The 18,139-nt window shown below is 73.1% G+C and carries 16 protein-coding genes; 12 read left to right on the top strand and 4 right to left on the bottom strand.

All coding sequences use genetic code 11. From position 1 onward, the window contains the following. Positions 1 to 5: 5 nt before the first annotated feature. Entirely contained in the window at positions 6 to 1,163 is a 1,158-nt protein-coding gene (locus ACQPYX_RS22320; RefSeq protein WP_433799464.1) for a PQQ-dependent sugar dehydrogenase, read from the bottom strand. 69 nt (positions 1,164 to 1,232) lie between these two features. Here ACQPYX_RS22320 and ACQPYX_RS22315 point away from each other — a divergent pair, with 69 nt between their 5' ends. From ACQPYX_RS22315 to ACQPYX_RS22305, 3 genes are all read left to right on the top strand, one after another. Next, positions 1,233 to 2,168, top strand: a complete 936-nt coding sequence (locus ACQPYX_RS22315) for a 2-hydroxyacid dehydrogenase (RefSeq protein WP_433799463.1) — start codon at positions 1,233 to 1,235, stop codon at positions 2,166 to 2,168. Positions 2,169 to 2,230: 62 nt separating this feature from the next. Continuing rightward, positions 2,231 to 2,665, top strand: coding sequence for a VOC family protein (locus tag ACQPYX_RS22310; protein ID WP_433799462.1), 435 nt, complete (start codon positions 2,231 to 2,233; stop codon positions 2,663 to 2,665). A gap of 59 nt (positions 2,666 to 2,724) precedes the next feature. Next, a complete protein-coding gene (locus ACQPYX_RS22305; protein WP_433799461.1) occupies positions 2,725 to 3,381 on the top strand; it encodes a DoxX family membrane protein in 657 nt (218 codons plus the stop codon). A gap of 33 nt (positions 3,382 to 3,414) precedes the next feature. On the opposite strand, the gene ilvD is transcribed toward ACQPYX_RS22305, so the two are convergent. After that, a complete protein-coding gene (ilvD, locus tag ACQPYX_RS22300) occupies positions 3,415 to 5,256 on the bottom strand; it encodes a dihydroxy-acid dehydratase (RefSeq protein WP_433799460.1) in 1,842 nt (613 codons plus the stop codon). A 73-nt stretch (positions 5,257 to 5,329) separates the two neighbouring features. Further along, entirely contained in the window at positions 5,330 to 5,953 is a 624-nt protein-coding gene (locus ACQPYX_RS22295) for a PH domain-containing protein (protein WP_433799459.1), read from the bottom strand. Positions 5,954 to 6,228: 275 nt separating this feature from the next. On the opposite strand from ACQPYX_RS22295, the gene ACQPYX_RS22290 reads away from it, so the two are divergent. The 9 genes from ACQPYX_RS22290 to lysS all read left to right on the top strand — a co-directional run bounded on the left by ACQPYX_RS22290 (position 6,229) and on the right by lysS (position 17,242). Further along, positions 6,229 to 8,127 carry an acetolactate synthase large subunit gene (locus tag ACQPYX_RS22290; RefSeq protein ID WP_433799458.1) on the top strand — a complete coding sequence of 633 codons (1,899 nt, stop codon included), beginning with the start codon at positions 6,229 to 6,231 and terminating at the stop codon, positions 8,125 to 8,127. Continuing rightward, entirely contained in the window at positions 8,127 to 8,627 is a 501-nt protein-coding gene (ilvN, locus tag ACQPYX_RS22285; RefSeq protein ID WP_433799457.1) for an acetolactate synthase small subunit, read from the top strand. Before ACQPYX_RS22290 ends, ilvN begins: the two co-directional genes overlap by 1 nt. Before the next feature lie 31 nt (positions 8,628 to 8,658). Further along, on the top strand, positions 8,659 to 9,663 hold the full coding sequence (gene ilvC, locus ACQPYX_RS22280; RefSeq protein ID WP_433799456.1) for a ketol-acid reductoisomerase: 1,005 nt from the start codon (positions 8,659 to 8,661) through the stop codon (positions 9,661 to 9,663). A 198-nt stretch (positions 9,664 to 9,861) separates the two neighbouring features. After that, positions 9,862 to 10,908 (top strand): hypothetical protein, encoded by a 1,047-nt coding sequence (locus ACQPYX_RS22275; protein ID WP_433799455.1) that lies wholly within the window; start codon positions 9,862 to 9,864, stop codon positions 10,906 to 10,908. Between the two features lie 96 nt (positions 10,909 to 11,004). Then, entirely contained in the window at positions 11,005 to 12,573 is a 1,569-nt protein-coding gene (serA, locus tag ACQPYX_RS22270; RefSeq protein ID WP_433799454.1) for a phosphoglycerate dehydrogenase, read from the top strand. Positions 12,574 to 12,715: 142 nt separating this feature from the next. Continuing rightward, the gene (locus ACQPYX_RS22265) at positions 12,716 to 13,762 is read left to right on the top strand and encodes a 3-isopropylmalate dehydrogenase (RefSeq protein WP_433799453.1); all 1,047 of its coding nucleotides are present in this window, start codon (positions 12,716 to 12,718) and stop codon (positions 13,760 to 13,762) included. A gap of 4 nt (positions 13,763 to 13,766) precedes the next feature. Then, positions 13,767 to 14,702 carry a hypothetical protein gene (locus ACQPYX_RS22260; RefSeq protein WP_433799452.1) on the top strand — a complete coding sequence of 312 codons (936 nt, stop codon included), beginning with the start codon at positions 13,767 to 13,769 and terminating at the stop codon, positions 14,700 to 14,702. A gap of 10 nt (positions 14,703 to 14,712) precedes the next feature. Further along, complete coding sequence (locus ACQPYX_RS22255; protein WP_433799451.1) at positions 14,713 to 15,507, top strand: fumarylacetoacetate hydrolase family protein; 795 nt, start codon at positions 14,713 to 14,715, stop codon at positions 15,505 to 15,507. Between the two features lie 31 nt (positions 15,508 to 15,538). Continuing rightward, the gene (gene lysS / locus ACQPYX_RS22250; protein ID WP_433799450.1) at positions 15,539 to 17,242 is read left to right on the top strand and encodes a lysine--tRNA ligase; all 1,704 of its coding nucleotides are present in this window, start codon (positions 15,539 to 15,541) and stop codon (positions 17,240 to 17,242) included. Between the two features lie 38 nt (positions 17,243 to 17,280). On the opposite strand, the gene ACQPYX_RS22245 is transcribed toward lysS, so the two are convergent. Further along, the gene (locus ACQPYX_RS22245) at positions 17,281 to 18,135 is read right to left on the bottom strand and encodes a transketolase family protein (RefSeq protein WP_433799449.1); all 855 of its coding nucleotides are present in this window, start codon (positions 18,133 to 18,135) and stop codon (positions 17,281 to 17,283) included. Positions 18,136 to 18,139: the final 4 nt, after the last annotated feature.

The raw sequence follows: 18,139 nt of genomic DNA, 5'->3' as shown, positions 1-18,139 counted from the left end.
GCGCGCTACTCGGGGCCGGAGCCGACGCCGCTGGGCGGCTTGATGCGGACCACGCGGTCGTCGGTGGGGCCGGGGGCGCCGTCCTTGTTGACGGTGCCGAACCAGACGAAGCCGTCGGAGGCGAGGTCGACGCCGGAGATCCGGCCGTACGCGTTGGGCAGGAGCGTCTCGGGGACGCCGATGAAACGGCCCTCGGCGGTCGGCCTGAGCGCGAACAGGCCCCGGGCGTCGCTGAGGCCGACGAGCAGCGTGCCGCCGCCCGCGGCACAGCCGCCGACGCCGGGGCGGTCGGGCCAGGTCCACGCCGGGGCCGCCGCGGCGGCCGTGCCGACGGGCGCGCCGGGCCGGATCGCGAGGAGCACGTCGCGCGCGCCGGTGCGGTCGGTGACCCAGGTGGTGTTCGACGCCGGGTCGGTGCAGGCGTCGCCGGGGGAGTGCACGCCGGAGCCGACGATCGGGGACGCCGGGTCGGGGTTGCCGGGGGCGGGGCGCCCGAAGGGGTCGATCCGCAGGACCTTGCCGGCGAGCGAGGTCGGGCCGGGGTCGGGCGTGCCGGCGTCGCCGGTGGCCACGAGCAGCGTCCCGTTCGGCTCGACCCCCACGGTGCCGCGGTTGTCGGTCGCGCCGCGCGGGATGCCGGAGAGGACGGGCTTCGGAGTGTCGCCGGGGGCGACGCGCAGGACGGCGTTGCCCGACGACGTCGTCGCGTAGACGTAGAGGAGCTGGTCCTCCTCGTAGCTGGGGGAGAGCACGAGGCCGGTCAGCCCGCCGTCGCCGGCCGCGTCCACCGGCACCGTGGCGACGACCTCGGGTGCGGTCTGCGGCGCGACCCGCAGGATGCGGCCCGTGGTGCGCTCGGCGACCAGCGCGGCCTGCCCGCCCGGGAGCGTCACCACCGCCGAGACGGGGGCGAGGCACGTGGCGACCACCTGCGGGTCCGGGTCCACGCACGGTCCCGACGGCGGGGCGCCGCCACCGGGCGCGGAGGGGGCCTGCGGTTCGGACGGCGGAGGCGACTGGGGCTGGGGTGCGCGTTCGGCGCCGATCTCGGGTTTGTCGCGCCACGGCTCGCTCGACGCGTCGGGGAAGCTGGCGCAGCCCGCCGCCAGCGCGACGAGCAGGGCGGCGAGCCCGACGGCGCGTGCAACGGGACCCGGGGACATCGGGGGTCACCCTAGGCGCCCGCGACTGAACCCGTCGTGAGCCCCGGGGTGGTCTAGCCTCCGGTCCCGATGAGCGACGACACGCTGACCGTGCTGGTCCCCGACGAGGTCGGCGAGCGGGAGCTCGCCCGCGTCGACGGCGTCCGGGTGGTGCGCTACGACGAGGACGCGGGCGTCGACGGCCTGCCCGCCGAGGCGGCGCAGGCCCAGGTGTTCGTCCCCGGTTTCCTCGGTGCCGACGCGGCCCGCGACCTGCTCGACGCCTGCCCGCAGGTCCGCCTCGTACAGCTCCTGACGGCGGGGGCGGAGAAGTTCGTCGGGGCCCTGCCCGACGGGGTCGCGCTCTCCGACTGCAAGGGCGCCCACGGCGGCGTGACCGCGGAGTGGGTGCTCGCGGCGATCCTCGCGGTGCTGCGCGAGATCCCGGAGTTCGTGCGCCACCAGGTGGCCGCGCACTGGGACCAGCACCTGACCGACACCCTCACCGGCAAGAGCGTCCTGCTCGTCGGCGCGGGCGACCTCGCCGAGCAGACCGGACGTCGGCTCGAGCCCTTCGACGTCGGCCCGGTCACGCTGGTCGGGAGCCGGGCGCGCGAGGGCGTGCACGGTGTCGACGAGCTGCCCGACCTGCTGCCGGACCACGACATCACCGTCCTGCTCGTGCCGCTGACGGACACGACGCGCGGGATGGTCGACGCCGCCTTCCTGGCCGCGATGCCCGACGGGGCCCTGCTGGTGAACGCCGCGCGCGGACCCGTGGTCGACACGGACGCCCTGCTCGCCGAGCTCACCTCCGGGCGCCTCCGCGCGGCCGTCGACGTCACCGACCCGGAGCCGCTCCCGGCCGACCACCCGCTCTGGCGCGCGCCGAACCTGCTCATCACCCCGCACGTGGGTGGCAGCGTGCCCGGCCACCTCGAGCGCGCCTACCGGATCGTCGTGCCGCAGATCGAGGCGGTCGTCGCGGGGGAGGACCCGCCGAACCTGGTCGTCGGGCAGTACTGAGCTGTCGAAGAACGACGTCCTGGTTCGACGTCGGGGTGAGCCCCCACCCGAGAGGAACCACCGTGGACTGGACCCTGGAAGTCGTCGTGCTGCCCGTCTCCGACATCGACCGGGCGGTGGCGTTCTACCGCGACCGGGTCGGCTTCGCCCTCGACCACCACACCGTCAACGAGCACATGGAGGTCGCCCAGCTCACCCCGCGCGGCTCCGGGTGCTCGATCGTCATCGGGAGCCTCCCGTCGCAGAACGAGATGGCTCCGGGGTCGGTGAAGGGCCTGCAGCTGTGCGTCGCCGACGCCCGCGCCGCGCACGCGGAGCTGGCCGGTCGCGGGGTCGAGGTCAGCGACGTGACCGTGATCGTGCCCGACGACGGAGGGACGTTCTTCGGGTTCTCCGACCCCGACGGGAACACCTGGGCGGTCCAGGAGCTGCGGGTGCGGGGCGAGCGGCCGCTCATCCCCGTCGAGGCCCGTGGGCGATTCGGCGCAACGAGCTGATCCGCTCCGCCCGCGCGTCGTCGCCCTCACCCGATCGGGGCGACCTACGCTCCTCGATCGTGAGCCTGTGGCGTCGGGAACGGGTGGAGGGCGGCGACGTCGCGTTCCTCGGGTTCGAGGGCGCGCCGAGCGACACCGCCGTCTTCCCGTGGCGGGAGGAACGCGGCGCCTCGACGATCGACGAGCCGGTGCCCACCACGACGGTCCTGGCCGTGCGACCGTGGAGCATCGAGGTCGGGCTGCTCGTGGCGCGGGTGGTCCTCGGCGTCACGGCCGTCCTCGGCGGCGCACGCACCCTGTTCGACCTGCCGCGCGGCCACGGTGACGGCACCGCGCACACCCAGGTCCTCCTGTCGGGCTACGGGTTCGCCCCGGCCGCCGGGCTCGGCACCGCGCTGGGCTGGGTGCAGCTGGTCGCGGGCGTGCTCGTCACGGTCGGCGTGTTCGCCTCGTTCGCGGGGTCGGCCCTGCTCGCGATCGCGCTCGTCGCCCTCGTTGTGACCCTGCCCGCCGCGTGGGCCTCCGGCACCGTCGGCCCCGCCGAGACCTCGCTGTTCGCCGTCGCGCTGGCCGTGGTCGTCGTCCTCGCGGGGCCCGGCCGGATCAGCGGCGACGCCGACCGGCCGTGGCACCGCGGGCAGACCGCGGTCGGGATCACCTGCGCCGTCCTCGCCGTGGGCACCGCGCTCACGGTGCTCCTGGCGATGCGGGCCTGACGACGGGGCCGGCGCCCGGCCCCGTCGTCGGGGTCAGAGGTCCCGCACCGCGCCGGTGGCGCCCGAGGTCACCAGCTTCGCGTAGGCCCGCAGCGCCGCGGTGAGGTTCCGGCCGCGGTCGGTGCGCGGCTGCCAGGGGCGCTCCGAGGTCTCCATCTTGGCGCGGCGCTCGGCGAGCACGTCGTCGTCGACGAGCAGCTCGATCCGGCGGTCGTCGACGTCGATGAGGATCTGGTCGCCCTGCTCGACGAGCGCGATGACGCCGCCGTGCGCCGCCTCCGGGGAGACGTGCCCGACGCTGATGCCCGAGGACCCGCCGGAGAAGCGGCCGTCGGTGACGAGCGCGCACACTGCGCCGAGGCCCGCGCCCTTGAGGAACGCGGTGGGGTGCAGCATCTCCTGCATCCCCGGCCCGCCGGCGGGGCCCTCGTAGCGCACGACGACGACGTCGCCCGGCTGCACCTCGCGGTTGAGGATGATCGAGACGGCCTCCTCCTGGGAGTCGACCACGCGGGCCGGACCCTGGAAGCGGCGGCCGTTCTCGGGCAGTCCGGCGCTCTTGATCACGGCGCCCTCGGTGGAGAGGTTGCCGGTGAGCACCGCGAGGCCGCCGTCGGCGGAGAAGGCGTGCTCGACGTCGTGGATGCAGCCGTCGGCGGCGTCGGTGTCGAGCGAGGACCAGCGGTTCGTCGTCGAGAACGGCTCGACGGTGCGGACCCCGCCGGGCGCCGCGTGGAACAGCTCGACGGCCTCCGGTGCGGGCTGTGCGCCGCGGATGTCCCAGCGGGCGAGCCACGCCTCGAGCGAGTCCGCGTGCACGGCGTGCACGTCCCGGTGCAGCAGCCCGGCGCGGTCGAGCTCGCCGAGGATGGCGGGGATGCCGCCGGCGCGGTGCACGTCCTCCATGTGGAAGTTCGAGTTCGGCGCCACCTTCGACACGCACGGCACCCGACGGCTGACGGCGTCGATGTCGGCCAGCGTGAAGTCCAGGCCGGCCTCGTGGGCGGCGGCCAGGATGTGCAGCACCGTGTTCGTCGAGCCGCCCATCGCGACGTCGAGCGCCATCGCGTTCTCGAACGCGTGCTTGTTCGCGACGTTGCGCGGCAGGACCGACTCGTCGTCACCCTCGTAGTACCGGCGGGCGAGCTCGACGACCGTGCGACCCGCCGTCAGGAAGAGGTCGCGGCGCGCGGCGTGGGTGGCGAGCGTGGAGCCGTTGCCCGGCAGGCTCAGCCCCAGCGCCTCGGTCAGGCAGTTCATCGAGTTCGCGGTGAACATGCCCGAGCAGGAGCCGCAGGTGGGGCAGGCCGAGCGCTCGACCTCGGTGAGGCCGTCGTCGGAGACCTCGCTGGACGCGCTCGCGGAGATCGCCGTGATGAGGTCGGTCGGCGCCTGCGCGACACCCCCGACGACGACCGCCTTGCCGGCCTCCATCGGCCCGCCGGAGACGAAGACGGTGGGGATGTTCAGCCGCATCGCGGCGTTGAGCATGCCTGGGGTGATCTTGTCGCAGTTCGAGATGCACACGAGGGCGTCGACCGCGTGCCCCTGCACCATGTGCTCGACCGCGTCCGAGATGACCTCGCGGCTCGGCAGCGAGTGCAGCATGCCGCCGTGGCCCATCGCGATGCCGTCGTCGACGGCGATCGTGTGGAACTCCCGTGCGATCCCGCCCGCCTCGCGGACCGCCCCGGCGACGAGCTCACCCATCTCCTTGAGGTGCACGTGCCCCGGCACGAACTGCGTGTACGAGTTCGCGATCGCGATCAGCGGCTTGCCGAAGTCGTCGTCGGTCATGCCGGTGGCCCGCCACAGGGCGCGGGCGCCGGCGGCGTTGCGGCCCTGGGTGGTGACGCGGGAACGGAGCGGCGGCACGGGGTCCTCCAGTGACGGGTGTGGTTCCGTCCGGAGGTTACGCCCGGCGTTCTCGACGGCGGGTCGGTGCGGGTCAGGCCTCCCGGCGCTGCGCCCCGTCGGCGTCGTCGGTGTCGTCGGTCGTACCGGCGGACCCGTCCTCGGCAGCAGCGGCGTCGTCGCCGGTGGACTCCGCGGTGTCCACGGCCTGCGCCTCGGCCCGGCGCTCCCGCAGCTTCGCGACCCGCATGCGTGCCGCCTCCAGCTCGCGGGCGTGCTCGGCCGCGGCCTCCGCCTCGGCCGGGGTGGGCGCGCTGATCCGGTTCCCGGACGCCTCGGCGACCCGTCCGAGGTCGCGGATGCGGACCCCGCGCAGCTCGACCTCCGGACCCTCGGTGGGCACGGCGTGCACCCAGCCCTTCTCCGGCAGCCGCAGCCCGCTCAGGTCCGACCACGCCACCGACCGCGAGCCGAACAGGCGCTGCACGTGCAGCCCCTCCTCGTCGGCCCGGGTGCGCCCGCGGACCACCCAGACCGCGAGCGCGAGGGGGACGAGGAACACCAGGAACCACGGGCCGCCCTGGAAGGCGATCGGGGACATGCACAGCGCGAAGAAGGCCACGGCGACCAGGGCCACGGTCGGCACGGCGCGGAAGGTCGCGGGCGTCGGCGCCGTGGTCCGCACCGTCCCGCCGGGTGTCTGCTGCTCGTCGGCCACGCCCGCGATGGTGCCAGCCGGGGCACGAACCGGCGTCGTGAAGGCGTCCCGGGGACCACCGGGGTGTGACGCGGGTGATGGTCCCGGGCCGTGTGGATCGCGTGCTACCGTCTCCGGCATGCAGCGAATTCTCGTACTCGCCGGGCGCGTCAGCGTCTGACGAGCATCGTGCTCGCCGCCTGAAGAACCTGACGCGCCTGCCCTCTCCGCCACCGGCGGCGAGGGCTTTTTCGTGTCCGGACCCCGCATTGACCACCCGTAGAGGCTGATCACCGATGACCACAGCCAGACCGCGCCCGGTGCCGCGCACCGGCGCGCCGAGCGAGCAGCAGGACTCGGCGGCGCAGGCGTCGCCGTCCCGCGCCGCGGCTCGCCCCGCTCGCGTCGACCCCACGCCCGCCACCGGGGCGCAGTCCCTCGTGCGGTCGCTCGAGGCCGTGGGCTGCGACATCGTCTTCGGCATCCCGGGCGGCGCCATCCTCCCGGCGTACGACCCGCTGTACGACTCGACGCTCGTGCGGCACATCCTCGTGCGCCACGAGCAGGGTGCGGGCCACGCGGCCACCGGCTACGCCCAGGCCACCGGACGCGTCGGGGTCTGCATCGCGACGTCGGGTCCGGGCGCCACCAACCTGGTCACCCCGCTCGCGGACGCGATGCTCGACTCGGTGCCGATCGTCGCGATCACCGGCCAGGTCGGCCGCAAGGCGATCGGGACGGACGCGTTCCAGGAAGCCGACATCTGCGGCATCACGCTGCCGATCACCAAGCACAACATGCTGGTCACCGACCCGGCCGACATCCCGCGCGCGATCGCCGAGGCCTTCCACATCGCGTCGACCGGACGCCCCGGCCCGGTGCTCGTCGACCTCCCGAAGGACGTGCTGCAGGCGCAGACCACGTTCTCCTGGCCGGTCGAGATGGCGCTGCCCGGCTACCGGCCGACGACGAAGCCGCACGGCAAGCAGATCCGCGAGGCCGCCCGGCTGATCGGCGAGGCGCAGCGTCCGGTCCTCTACGTCGGCGGCGGCGTCATCAAGGCCGGCGCCTCGGCCGAGCTGATGGAGCTCGCCCGCGAGACCGGCGCCCCCGTCGTCACCACCCTCATGGCGCGCGGCGCGTTCCCCGACTCGCACCCGCAGAACCTCGGGATGCCGGGCATGCACGGGACGGTCGCCGCGGTCGCGGCGATGCAGCGCTCGGACCTGCTCATCGCGCTGGGCGCGCGGTTCGACGACCGGGTCACCGGCGACCTGTCGACGTTCGCGCCCGACGCGCGCGTCGTGCACGCCGACATCGACCCGGCCGAGATCGGCAAGAACCGGGTCGCCGACGTGCCGATCGTGGGCGACGCCCGCGAGGTCATCGGCGAGCTCACCGCGGCGCTGCGGTCGCGGGAGGGCGAGCGCACCGACCTGACCGCCTGGTGGAACCAGCTCAACGCGTGGCGCGAGACGTTCCCGCTCGGGTACGACGAGCCGGCCGACGGCACGCTCTCGCCGGAGTACGTCATCGAGCGCATCGGGCAGATCGCGGGCCCGGAGGCGATCTACGCGGCGGGCGTCGGCCAGCACCAGATGTGGGCGGCGCAGTTCATCGGCTACGAGCACCCGCGCACGTGGCTCAACTCCGGCGGCGCCGGGACGATGGGCTACGGGGTGCCCGCGGCCATGGGCGCCAAGGTCGGCCTGCCCGACGCCACCGTGTGGTGCATCGACGGCGACGGCTGCTTCCAGATGACCAACCAGGAGCTCGCGACCTGCGCGATCGAGGGCATCCCGATCAAGGTCGCCGTCATCAACAACGGCAACCTGGGCATGGTCCGGCAGTGGCAGACCCTCTTCTACGGGGAGCGCTACTCGAACACCGAGCTCGGCACGCACAAGCACCGCGTGCCCGACTTCGTGATGCTCGCCGAGGCGCTGGGCTGCGAGGGCCTGCGCTGCGAGTCGAAGGACGACGTCGACCGCGTGATCAACCAGGCGATGGCGATCAACGACCGCCCGGTCGTCATCGACTTCACCGTCGGCGCGGACGCGCAGGTCTGGCCGATGGTCGCCGCCGGCACGGGCAACGACCAGATCATGGCCGCGCGCGACATCCGGCCGCTGTTCGACGACCCCGAGGTCGGCGGCGCGGACGAGGTCGTCACGGACATCGAGCGGGAGCAGTGATGAGCACGCACACGCTGTCGGTCCTCGTCGAGGACAAGCCCGGTGTCCTGGCCCGCATCTCGGGCCTGTTCTCCCGGCGCGGCTACAACATCCAGTCCCTCGCGGTCGGCCCGACCGAGGAGCAGGGGATCTCGCGGATGACCATCTGCGTCAGCGTCGAGGAGTTCCCGCTCGAGCAGGTGACGAAGCAGCTCAACAAGCTGGTCAACGTCATCAAGATCGTGGAGCTGGAGCCGGCGACCTCGGTCCAGCGCGAACTGGTCATGCTCAAGGTGCGGGCCGACGCCACCGTGCGCTCGCAGGTGCTCGAGGTGACGCAGATGTTCCGGGCCAAGGTGGTCGACGTCGCCCCCGACGCCGTCACCGTCGAGGCGACCGGCACGGCTGACAAGCTGTCGGCGTTGCGTCGGATGCTCGAGCCCTACGGCATCCGCGAGATCGTCCAGTCGGGGATGGTCGCGCTGGCCCGCGGGCCGCGCGCGATCGCCGCGAATCGTTGAGCAGGACTTCAGGAAGGAAACCGCAGTTCCCATGAGTGTCGAGATCTTCTACGACGCCGATGCCGATCTCTCGATCATCCAGGGCCGCAAGGTCGCCGTGATCGGATACGGCTCCCAGGGCCACGCCCACTCGCTGTCGCTGCGCGACTCGGGCGTCGACGTGCGCATCGGGCTCCCCGAGTCCTCGAAGTCGCGCGCCAAGGCCGAGGAGGAGGGGCTGCGGGTGGTCACGCCGGCCGAGGCCGCCGCCGAGGCCGACCTCATCATGATCCTGGCGCCGGACACCAAGCAGCGGACGATCTACGCCGAGGACATCGCGCCGAACCTCAAGAGCGGCGACGCGATCTTCTTCGGGCACGGCTTCAACATCCGCTACGACCTGATCAAGCCGCCGTCGGACGTCGACGTCGCCATGGTCGCGCCGAAGGGCCCGGGCCACCTGGTCCGCCGCCAGTTCGTCGACGGCAAGGGCGTGCCCTGCCTGATCGCGGTGGAGCAGGACGCCTCCGGCCAGGCCCAGGCGCTCGCGCTCTCCTACGCCTCGGCCATCGGTGGCGGCCGCGCCGGCGTCATCAAGACGACGTTCACCGAGGAGACCGAGACCGACCTCTTCGGCGAGCAGGCCGTGCTCTGCGGCGGCACCTCGGCGCTGGTCCAGGCCGGGTTCGAGACCCTCGTCGAGGCCGGTTACGCCCCGGAGATCGCCTACTTCGAGTGCCTCCACGAGCTCAAGCTGATCGTGGACCTCATGTGGGAGAAGGGCATCTACGGCCAGCGGTACTCCTGCTCGGACACCGCCGAGTACGGCGACCTCACCCGCGGCCCGCGCATCATCAACTCAGCCGTGAAGGACGAGATGCGCCGCGTGCTCACCGAGATCCAGGACGGGTCCTTCGCCCGCGAGTGGATCGCCGAGGACGACAACGGCCGCCCGAACTTCACGAAGCTCGAGGACGAGGGCAAGGCGCACCAGATCGAGCAGGTCGGCGCCAAGCTGCGCGACCTGATGCCGTTCATCCCGAAGCAGGCCCTCTAGTCCCTGCCTCTGGCGGCGGGCGCACCTCACGGGGTGCGCCCGCCGTCGTCGTTCGTGGGCTGGTGCCCCACTGACGATGGCGCGCTGGTCCCACTGGACGCGACCAGACCGCCATCGTCGACCGCGGCCGAACTCGGTTGTCCACAGATCGGTCCGAATGGCCCCTGCGGCCCGTCCCGCGGCTGCACCCTCGTGCTCGTGAGACGAGGACAGTGGGCTGCCCACGTGGCGCGCCTCCGCGAGGCGGCGGAGGACGACGTGATCCACGTCCGGGTGCTCGCGGAGCTGGATGTCCCGGAGAGCACCGTCTACCGGCGGTGCGGGGACGACGGGCCCTGGACACTGATGGCGCCGTCGACGATCAGACTCGGTACCGGGACAGCGACCCGTCGCCAGCTCGCCCGCGCCGGACTCGTCTACGCCGGAGCTGGGGCGGTGCTGTCGGGTCTCGACGGCGCCCGCGCCCATCGGCTCCGACGGGGCGAGCTACCGGACGACGTGCACGTGCTCGTCGCCGCGACCCGACGGGTGCGGTCGGTGCAGGGCATCCGGGTGGAGCGCACCCACCGGCCTCCGTCGCCCTGGACCAGGGACGGGTTGACCGTGGCCCCGATGGAGCGGTGTGTGATCGACGCCGTCCGCGGGATGACCGACCGCGCGGACGTCGCGGCCGTGCTGACCGAGCCGGTGCAGCGTCGGATGCTGCTGGTCGACTCGCTCCGCGCCGAACTCGAGGCGGGTCCCCGGGCCGGCAGTGCACTGCCACGAACGGTGCTGCAGGCCGTGGAGGCGGGAGCGCGGTCGGCGGCGGAGGTCGACTTCCACGACTGGTGGCTCGAGCGGCCCGCCCTCGCCCGGCACCGGATTCTCTTCAACGTGCGGCTGTACTGCGCGGGCGTGTTCCTCGGTATCGCCGACGGTTATCTCCCGGAGGTCGGGGCCGTTCTGCCCATCGACTCCGTGGAGCAGCACTTCATGACTCCCCAGCAGGTGGCGGAGACCGAGCGGCAGCACCGTGCCTACCGGTCGGCCGGGCTCCACGTGTACGGGATCCGACCGGGCCGTCTGCGGGGAGACGCGATGGGCCTGGAGCGGGACGTCCTCGACGCCGTCGGGATCGCCGAGCACCTGCCGACGGCCGCCGTGCTGTGGACGCCCGACCTGCCGTCCGGCCGGACCGCCGGTGACGATGGCGGTCTGCACGCATCCAGTGGGAGCAGCGGTACATCGTCGGGGGTCGGCTGAGGCCGGGGTGAGGTCCGGGTCACACCCAGCGGTCCCCGGCGATGTGGTCTACGGCACCATGAGCGCCGCGCACCGCCGCCGACCCCGGGGAGAAGCATGCCCAAGCCCGTCGTCCTGATGGCCGAGAAGCTCGCCGCGTCGACGCTGGAGGTGTTCGGCGACGAGGTGGAGGTCCGCCAGGTCGACGGCACCGACCGGGCGGCGCTGCTCGAGGCCGTGGCCGACGCGGACGCACTGCTGGTCCGCAGCGCCACCCAGGTCGACGCCGAGGTGTTCGCCGCACAGCGCCACCTCACGGTCGTCGGGCGGGCCGGCGTGGGGTTGGACAACGTCGACGTGCCCGCGGCGACGGCCGCCGGCGTGATGGTGGTGAACGCGCCCACCAGCAACATCGTGTCGGCCGCGGAGCACGCCCTCGCCCTGCTGCTCGCCACCGCCCGGCACATCCCCGCCGCCGACGCCGCCCTGCGCCGCGGGGAGTGGGCGCGCAGCCGGTACGGCGGCGTCGAGATCCAGGGCAAGACGGTCGGCGTCATCGGGCTGGGCAAGATCGGCCAGCTGTTCGCGAGCCGCATCAAGGCGTTCGACACCCACGTCATCGCGTACGACCCGTACCTGCCCGCGAGCCGCGCGGCCCAGCTGGGCATCGAGCTCGTCGAGCTGGACGACCTGCTGGCCCGCGCCGACATGATGACGATCCACCTGCCGAAGACCCCGGAGACGCAGGGCCTGATCGGCAAGGAGGCGCTGGCGCGCACGAAGCCCGGCGTGATCGTGATCAACGCGGCGCGCGGCGGGTTGGTCGACGAGGAGGCGCTGGCCGAGGCGATCCGCTCCGGCCACGTCGCGGGCGCGGGCGTGGACGTCTACGTCACCGAGCCGACCACGCAGAGCCCGCTCTTCGAGCTCGAGCAGGTCACCGCCACGCCACACCTCGGGGCCTCCACCGCCGAGGCGCAGGACCGGGCCGGCACCGACGTCGCGCACTCCGTGCTGAAGGCCCTGCGCGGCGACTTCGTGCCGGACGCGGTCAACGTGCAGGGCGGCGCGGTCGGCGAGGAGGTCCGGCCGTGGCTCGGCGTCACGCAGAAGCTCGGCACGCTGCTCTCCACCCTCGTCGGCCAGCCCGACGCCATCACGGTCGAGGTGCGCGGCGAGCTCGCGCACGAGGACGTCGGGGTGCTGGAGCTCGCGGCGCTGCGCGGGGTGTTCGGCGAGGTCGTCGACGAGCCGGTCACGTTCGTCAACGCTCCGGCCCTGGCCGCGGAGCGCGGCGTCAGCGTCACCGTGGAGACGGCGACCGAGAGCCCGAACCACCGCAGCGTGGTCACGCTGCGCGCCGGCCACACGACGGTCTCCGGCACGCTCACCGGCACCGACCAGGTGGAGAAGCTGGTCGAGATCAACGGCCGCTCGTTCGACCTGCGCGCCGAGGGCCACGTCCTGCTCGTCGAGTACACCGACCGGCCCGGCGCGATGGGGCTCGTCGGCACCCGGCTGGGGGAGTCCGACATCAACATCGAGGCCGCCCAGCTCTCCCAGACCCGCGACCGGGGCTCCTCGGTCATGCTCCTGCGCGTCGACCGGGCGGTCCCGGACGAGGTGCTGGCCCCGATCGGGAGTGCGCTCGACGCGCGAACCACCCGTTTGATCCCGTTCGGCTGAGGTGTCGATCGGGCACCTCGGTGCCCGACACATCCCATGGAGTGATCCGGTGAGGAGTCCCACCGACACGCGCGGTAGCCTCCACCGCAGGTGAGCCCGGTCGCACCATCGAGGTCGGCCCGTCGGGGGAGGAAGACTGGACATGCGACTCGCGGTGGTGCCCGGAGACGGGATCGGACCCGAGGTCACCAACGAGGCCCTCAAGGTCCTCTCCGAGCTGGCCCCGCAGATCGAGTCGACGCACTACGACCTCGGCGCCGCCCGCTGGCACTCCACCGGCGAGCTGCTGCCCGAGTCGGTGCTCACCGAGCTGCGCGAGCACGACGCCATCCTCCTCGGCGCCGTGGGCGACCCGTCGGTGCCCAGCGGCATCCTCGAGCGGGGCCTCCTGCTGCGCCTGCGCTTCGAGCTCGACCACCACGTCAACCTGCGCCCGGCCCGGCTCTACCCCGGTGTCCGCGGGCCGCTGTCCGCCCAGCCGGAGATCGACCTCGTCGTCGTCCGCGAGGGCACCGAGGGCCCGTACGCCGGCACCGGCGGCCTGCTCCGCAAGGACACCCCGCAGGAGATCGCGACCGAGGTCAGCATCAACACGGCCTTCGGCGTGGAGCGTGTCGTCCGCGACGCCTTCACCCGCGCCGCGAACCGCCCGCGCCGAAAGCTGACGCTGGTGCACAAGACCAACGTCCTCACCCACGCCGGCTCGCTGTGGTCGCGGGTGGTGGAGGAGGTCTCGCTCGAGCACCCGGACGTCTCGGTCGACTACCAGCACGTCGACTCCACGACGATCCACCTGGTCACCGACCCGTCGCGCTACGACGTGATCGTCACCGACAACCTCTTCGGCGACATCCTCACCGACCTCGCGGCCGCGGTCACCGGCGGCATCGGCCTCGCGGCGTCGGGCAACCTCGACGTCTCCCGCGCCAACCCGAGCATGTTCGAGCCGGTGCACGGCAGCGCGCCCGACATCGCCGGCAAGGGCATCGCCGACCCGACGGCGGCCGTCCTCTCCGTCGCGCTGCTGCTCGACCACCTCGGCGAGCCCGAGCTGGCCCGGCGCGTCGAGGCCGCGGTCGCGTTCGACCTCGCGACCCGCGACCACCAGAACCCGGGCGGCACCAGCGCGGTCGGCGACCGGCTCGCCGCCCTGGTCTCCAGCGCCGCCGGGACCCGCTCGCTCGCCTGAGCCGATGGGCCGCTGGTCCCTCGACGACGCCCTCGCCCTGCTCTGGGGCGCGGGCGGCCTCGTCGTCGCGGGCTACTTCCTGTACCTCGCGTTCGGCCCCGGCAGCGTCGGCACCCCGTGGCCGCTCGTCGGTCTCGCCGTCGTCGTCCTGATCGGGTTCTCGATCGTCGCGGTCCGCCACCGCCGGGCTGCGAACGAGGCCCGTGCGCAGCAGGAGTCCGGTCCCGTCTCCGGCTGGCGGATCCCCGCTCCGCTCCCCGATCTCGGGCCGCTCCCGGTCCGGGCGGAGACCCCGGAGGTCCAGGAGACCCTAGAGCGCCCGCCGCCGCCCGAGCTCTCGCCCGAGGGCCGTGCGGAGCTCGCCCGCGTCGTCGGGATCCTCGACCGCGCGGGTCTCTTCCGCCCCCGCACCCCGCGGCCGGTCGACCTGATGGAGTCCGTGGCCGACGCGGGCGAGCCGGTCACCGCCTACAGCGTGCTGTCCGCGCTGTGGGAGGGCGGCTACTACCACCCGGGGTTCGAGACCGACGACCACCTCGCCGCCCTCGCCTTCCACGACAGCCACGTCGAGCAGTTCGCCGACGACCTCCGTGAGCAGGTCGCCGACCTCGCCCGGCTCACCGGCGCGGAGATCACGGTCGAGCACCTCGACGTCGGCGACCGGCGCACCGAGCTGACCGTGACCGTGGTCGGGAACACCATCGAGCTCGCCTGGGCCAGCCACCCGAAGTACCTCTCGACGGTGCTGCACGCGGCCGTGGCGCGGGCGCTGCCCGAGGTGCAGCTGGCGTGGACGTGGTCGGACCAGGGTGCGTGGTTGGCCGTGCCGCGCACCGATCTCGCCGCGCTGAACGCCGAGCTGGGACGGGCCGGGGACTGGACGCTCGTGGCGGACGAGGAGCCGGTGGCGGCCGGAGAGGTCGTCGTCCCGCGCGACTAGGGTGGTCGCCGTGCGTCTCGCCCGGATCGCCCACGCCGACGGTGTCTCCTTCGCCGCCCTCCAGTCGCCCACCACCGCCGGTGGCAGCCCGGAGGGAGGCGACGTCTGCGCGGAGATCGCGGAGCACCCCTTCGGCGACCCGACCTTCACCGGCCGCACCTGGCCGCTCGCGGACGTCCGGCTGCTCGCGCCGATCCTGCCGTCGAAGGTGGTGTGCATCGGCAAGAACTACGCCGAGCACGTCGCGGAGATGGGCGGCGGCGACGCCCCCGCCAACCCGCTGATCTTCATGAAGCCCTCGACCAGCGTGATCGGTCCCGGCCTGCCGATCCTGCGTCCCGCGGACTCCGAGCGCGTGGACTACGAGGGCGAGCTCGCCGTCGTGATCGGGCAGCCCTGCCGCGACGTGCCCGAGGCGCGGGCGAAGGACGTGGTGCTCGGCTACACCGTCGCGAACGACGTCACGGCGCGCGACCTGCAGTCCGCCGACGGGCAGTGGACCCGCGCCAAGGGCTACGACACCTTCTGCCCGCTCGGCCCGTGGATCGAGACGCAGCTCGACCCGTCCGACCTCGCAATCGAGACGACGCTCGACGGTGCCTCGGTGCAGAAGTCGCGCACGAGCATGCTCATCCACGGCATCGAGAAGCAGATCGCCTACATCTCGCGGGTGATGACGCTGCTGCCCGGCGACACCATCCTCACCGGCACCCCCGCCGGCGTCGGCCCGATGGTCGACGGGCAGACGGTCTCGGTGACCGTCGAGGGCATCGGCACGCTCACGAACCCGGTCCGGGATCGCTGATGGGCGAGCGCAGCGACGGGGGACAGCACTGATGGCTCGCAAGCGCGGCGGGGACGCGGCCGAGTCGACCTCGCAGGACTGGGTGGCGACGCTCGCCGACGACGTCGTCGCGAAGGCCGAGCCGGGGCGCACCATCATCTGCGCCTCCGGGCTGAGCCCGTCCGGCCCGATCCACCTGGGGAACCTGCGCGAGGTCCTCACGCCGCACCTGGTCGCCGACGAGATCCGCCGCCGCGGCATCCCGTGCGAGCACGTCATCTCCTGGGACGACTTCGACCGCTACCGCCGCGTGCCGAAGGGCGTCGAGGGCATCGACGACTCGTGGGCCGAGCACATCGGCAAGCCGCTGACGGCGGTCCCCGCGCCGCGCGGCAGCGAGCACCCGAACTGGGCCGAGCACTTCAAGGCCCCGATGATCGCGGCGCTCGACGAGCTCGGGGTGCCGTTCCGCGGCATCTCGCAGACGCAGATGTACACCTCCGGCGCCTACGTGACGCAGACGCTGCTCGCGATGCGCGAGCGCTCGCGGATCGACGCGGTGCTGGGTCGGTTCCGGACGAAGAAGACCGCCACCGCCGAGGACGAGGGTCCCGACGACGAGGCCGTCGGCTCGGCCACGGGCGAGTACTTCCCGTACAAGCCGTTCTGCTCGGCGTGCGGCAAGGACGACACCACGATCGTCGCCTACGACGACGACTCGACCGAGATGAGCTTCACCTGCGCCTGCGGGTCGTCGGAGACGGTGCTGCTCTCCGAGTTCACCCGCGGCAAGCTGGTGTGGAAGGTCGACTGGCCCATGCGCTGGGCCTACGAGGGCGTCGACTTCGAGCCGAGCGGGGTCGACCACTCGTCCCCGGGCTCGTCGTACGAGGTCGGTGGCCTGCTCGTCTCCGAGATCTTCGGCGGACGGCAGCCGATCGGCCCGATGTACGCGTTCGTCGGCATCTCGGGGCAGGCGAAGATGTCGTCGTCGAAGGGCGGCGTGCCGACCCCGTCGTCGGCGCTCGAGGTGTTCGAGGCGCCGTTGCTGCGCTGGCTCTACGCCCGCCGCCGTCCGAACCAGGCGATCAAGGTCGCGTTCGACGCCGAGCTCTCCCGGCTCTACGACGAGTGGGACGCGCTCGCGCGCAAGGTCGCGGGTGGCACGGCGCCGCCGATCGAGGCCCTCGGGCACGCACGCTCGGTCGCGACGGCGGAACGGTCGTTGCCGACGACGCCGCAACCGGTCTCCTTCCGGACCCTCACCTCCGTCGTCGACGTGACCACCGGCGACCCGCAGCAGCTCGGCCGCATCCTCACCGGCCTGGTGTCGAGCGACCCGGAGGAGCCGGTCACCCTCGACGACCTGCGCCCGCGACTGGACCGCGCGGAGGCGTGGGTCGAGCACTACATGCCGGAGGAGTCGCACACCCGGCTGCTCGCGGCCCCGGACGCCGAGCTGCTCGCCTCGCTGGACGACACCGACCGGGAGTCGCTGCGGCTGCTGCTCGACGGGCTGGAGCAGGACTGGTCGCTCGAGGGCCTCACCACCCTCGTCTACGGGGTGCCGAAGCAGCAGGCCGGCCTGCCGCTCGACACGAAGCCGACCGACGAGCTGAAGGCCGCCCAGCGTCGGTTCTTCGTGCTGCTCTACCGGCTGCTCGTCGGCTCGGAGACCGGCCCGCGGCTCCCTACGCTGCTGCTCGCGGCGGGTCCGGAGGCGGTGCGGCGCCAGGTGGCTTCGCCTCGTGAGTAGTTGTGACGGCCATACCCGTCACAAGTACTCACAGGTGCTCACACCCTGAGCTCGTGATCGCCGTAGGAGTGCGACTCCTCGCGCGGGTGCCCGATCAGCACCGTCCGGTGCGGCCGGTCGGACAGCGCCTCGGCGAGCACGCGGGCGGACGTCCCCTCGAGGTAGGGCTCGACCATCGTCACCGTGGGGGTCGGCCCGGCCGCGGCGCGTAGTCCGGCGGCGTCGAAGGGCCGGACCGTGGACGTGTAGAGCACGGTCGCGCCGCGGAACCGGTCGGCGGCCAGGACGCGGTCGAGGGTCGGGCCGACGGCGACGACGACGTCGTCGGGGGAGCCCTCCCGGATCGTCTGCAGCCCGGTGCCGTGGTGCGGCGCCGCGTTGGTCTCGTCCGACAGTCGGACATAGACCCGATCGGTGCCGCAGATCGAGCCGTGGACGAGGCGGTACGCCTCCTCCGGGTGTCCGGGCACGTGGATCGTCCAACCCGGGAGGGTGTCGACGACCGCGACGTCCTCGGGCGCCTCGTGGGTCCGGCCGATCCCTGACTGGTCGTAGGAGCCGCCGATCGAGACCAGCACCGCGCCGACGTCCTGGTGACCGAGGTCGAGCTTGAGCGACTCGTAGGGCCGCTCGACCAGGAACGGCGCGTAGGAGTGCACCACCGGACGCAGCCCGGTGAGCGCGAGACCGCCGGCGACGCCCACCATCAGCTGCTCGCGGATACCGACGTTGACCACGTGGCCGGGGTGGCGCCGGGCGACCTCCCGGACCGGCTCGGCGCCGGCGGAGATGTCGGCGAGGACGAGGACGGTGCGCTCGTCGGTGTCGATGGCGTCGGCGGTGGCCTGGAGGAAGGCCTCGCGCATCGTGGCCGCGGACAGTCTCGTCGTCATGATG

Origin of the sequence: Actinomycetospora sp. CA-084318, from assembly GCF_050955885.1 — a bacterium.
Classification (GTDB): Bacteria; Actinomycetota; Actinomycetes; order Mycobacteriales; family Pseudonocardiaceae; genus Actinomycetospora.
This window is presented reverse-complemented; position numbering and strand designations above follow the sequence as displayed.

Bases quoted from the DNA above. Each gene is read 5' to 3' on its own strand.
- ACQPYX_RS22320 (WP_433799464.1), bottom strand. From the start codon at position 1,163: ATGTCCCCGGGTCCCGTTGCACGCGCCGTCGGGCTCGCCGCCCTGCTC.
- ACQPYX_RS22315 (WP_433799463.1), top strand. From the start codon at position 1,233: ATGAGCGACGACACGCTGACCGTGCTGGTCCCCGACGAGGTCGGCGAG.
- ACQPYX_RS22290 (WP_433799458.1), top strand. From the start codon at position 6,229: ATGACCACAGCCAGACCGCGCCCGGTGCCGCGCACCGGCGCGCCGAGC.
- ilvN (WP_433799457.1), top strand. From the start codon at position 8,127: ATGAGCACGCACACGCTGTCGGTCCTCGTCGAGGACAAGCCCGGTGTC.
- ilvC (WP_433799456.1), top strand. From the start codon at position 8,659: ATGAGTGTCGAGATCTTCTACGACGCCGATGCCGATCTCTCGATCATC.
- serA (WP_433799454.1), top strand. From the start codon at position 11,005: ATGCCCAAGCCCGTCGTCCTGATGGCCGAGAAGCTCGCCGCGTCGACG.
- ACQPYX_RS22265 (WP_433799453.1), top strand. From the start codon at position 12,716: ATGCGACTCGCGGTGGTGCCCGGAGACGGGATCGGACCCGAGGTCACC.
- ACQPYX_RS22260 (WP_433799452.1), top strand. From the start codon at position 13,767: ATGGGCCGCTGGTCCCTCGACGACGCCCTCGCCCTGCTCTGGGGCGCG.
- lysS (WP_433799450.1), top strand. From the start codon at position 15,539: ATGGCTCGCAAGCGCGGCGGGGACGCGGCCGAGTCGACCTCGCAGGAC.
- ACQPYX_RS22245 (WP_433799449.1), bottom strand. From the start codon at position 18,135: ATGACGACGAGACTGTCCGCGGCCACGATGCGCGAGGCCTTCCTCCAG.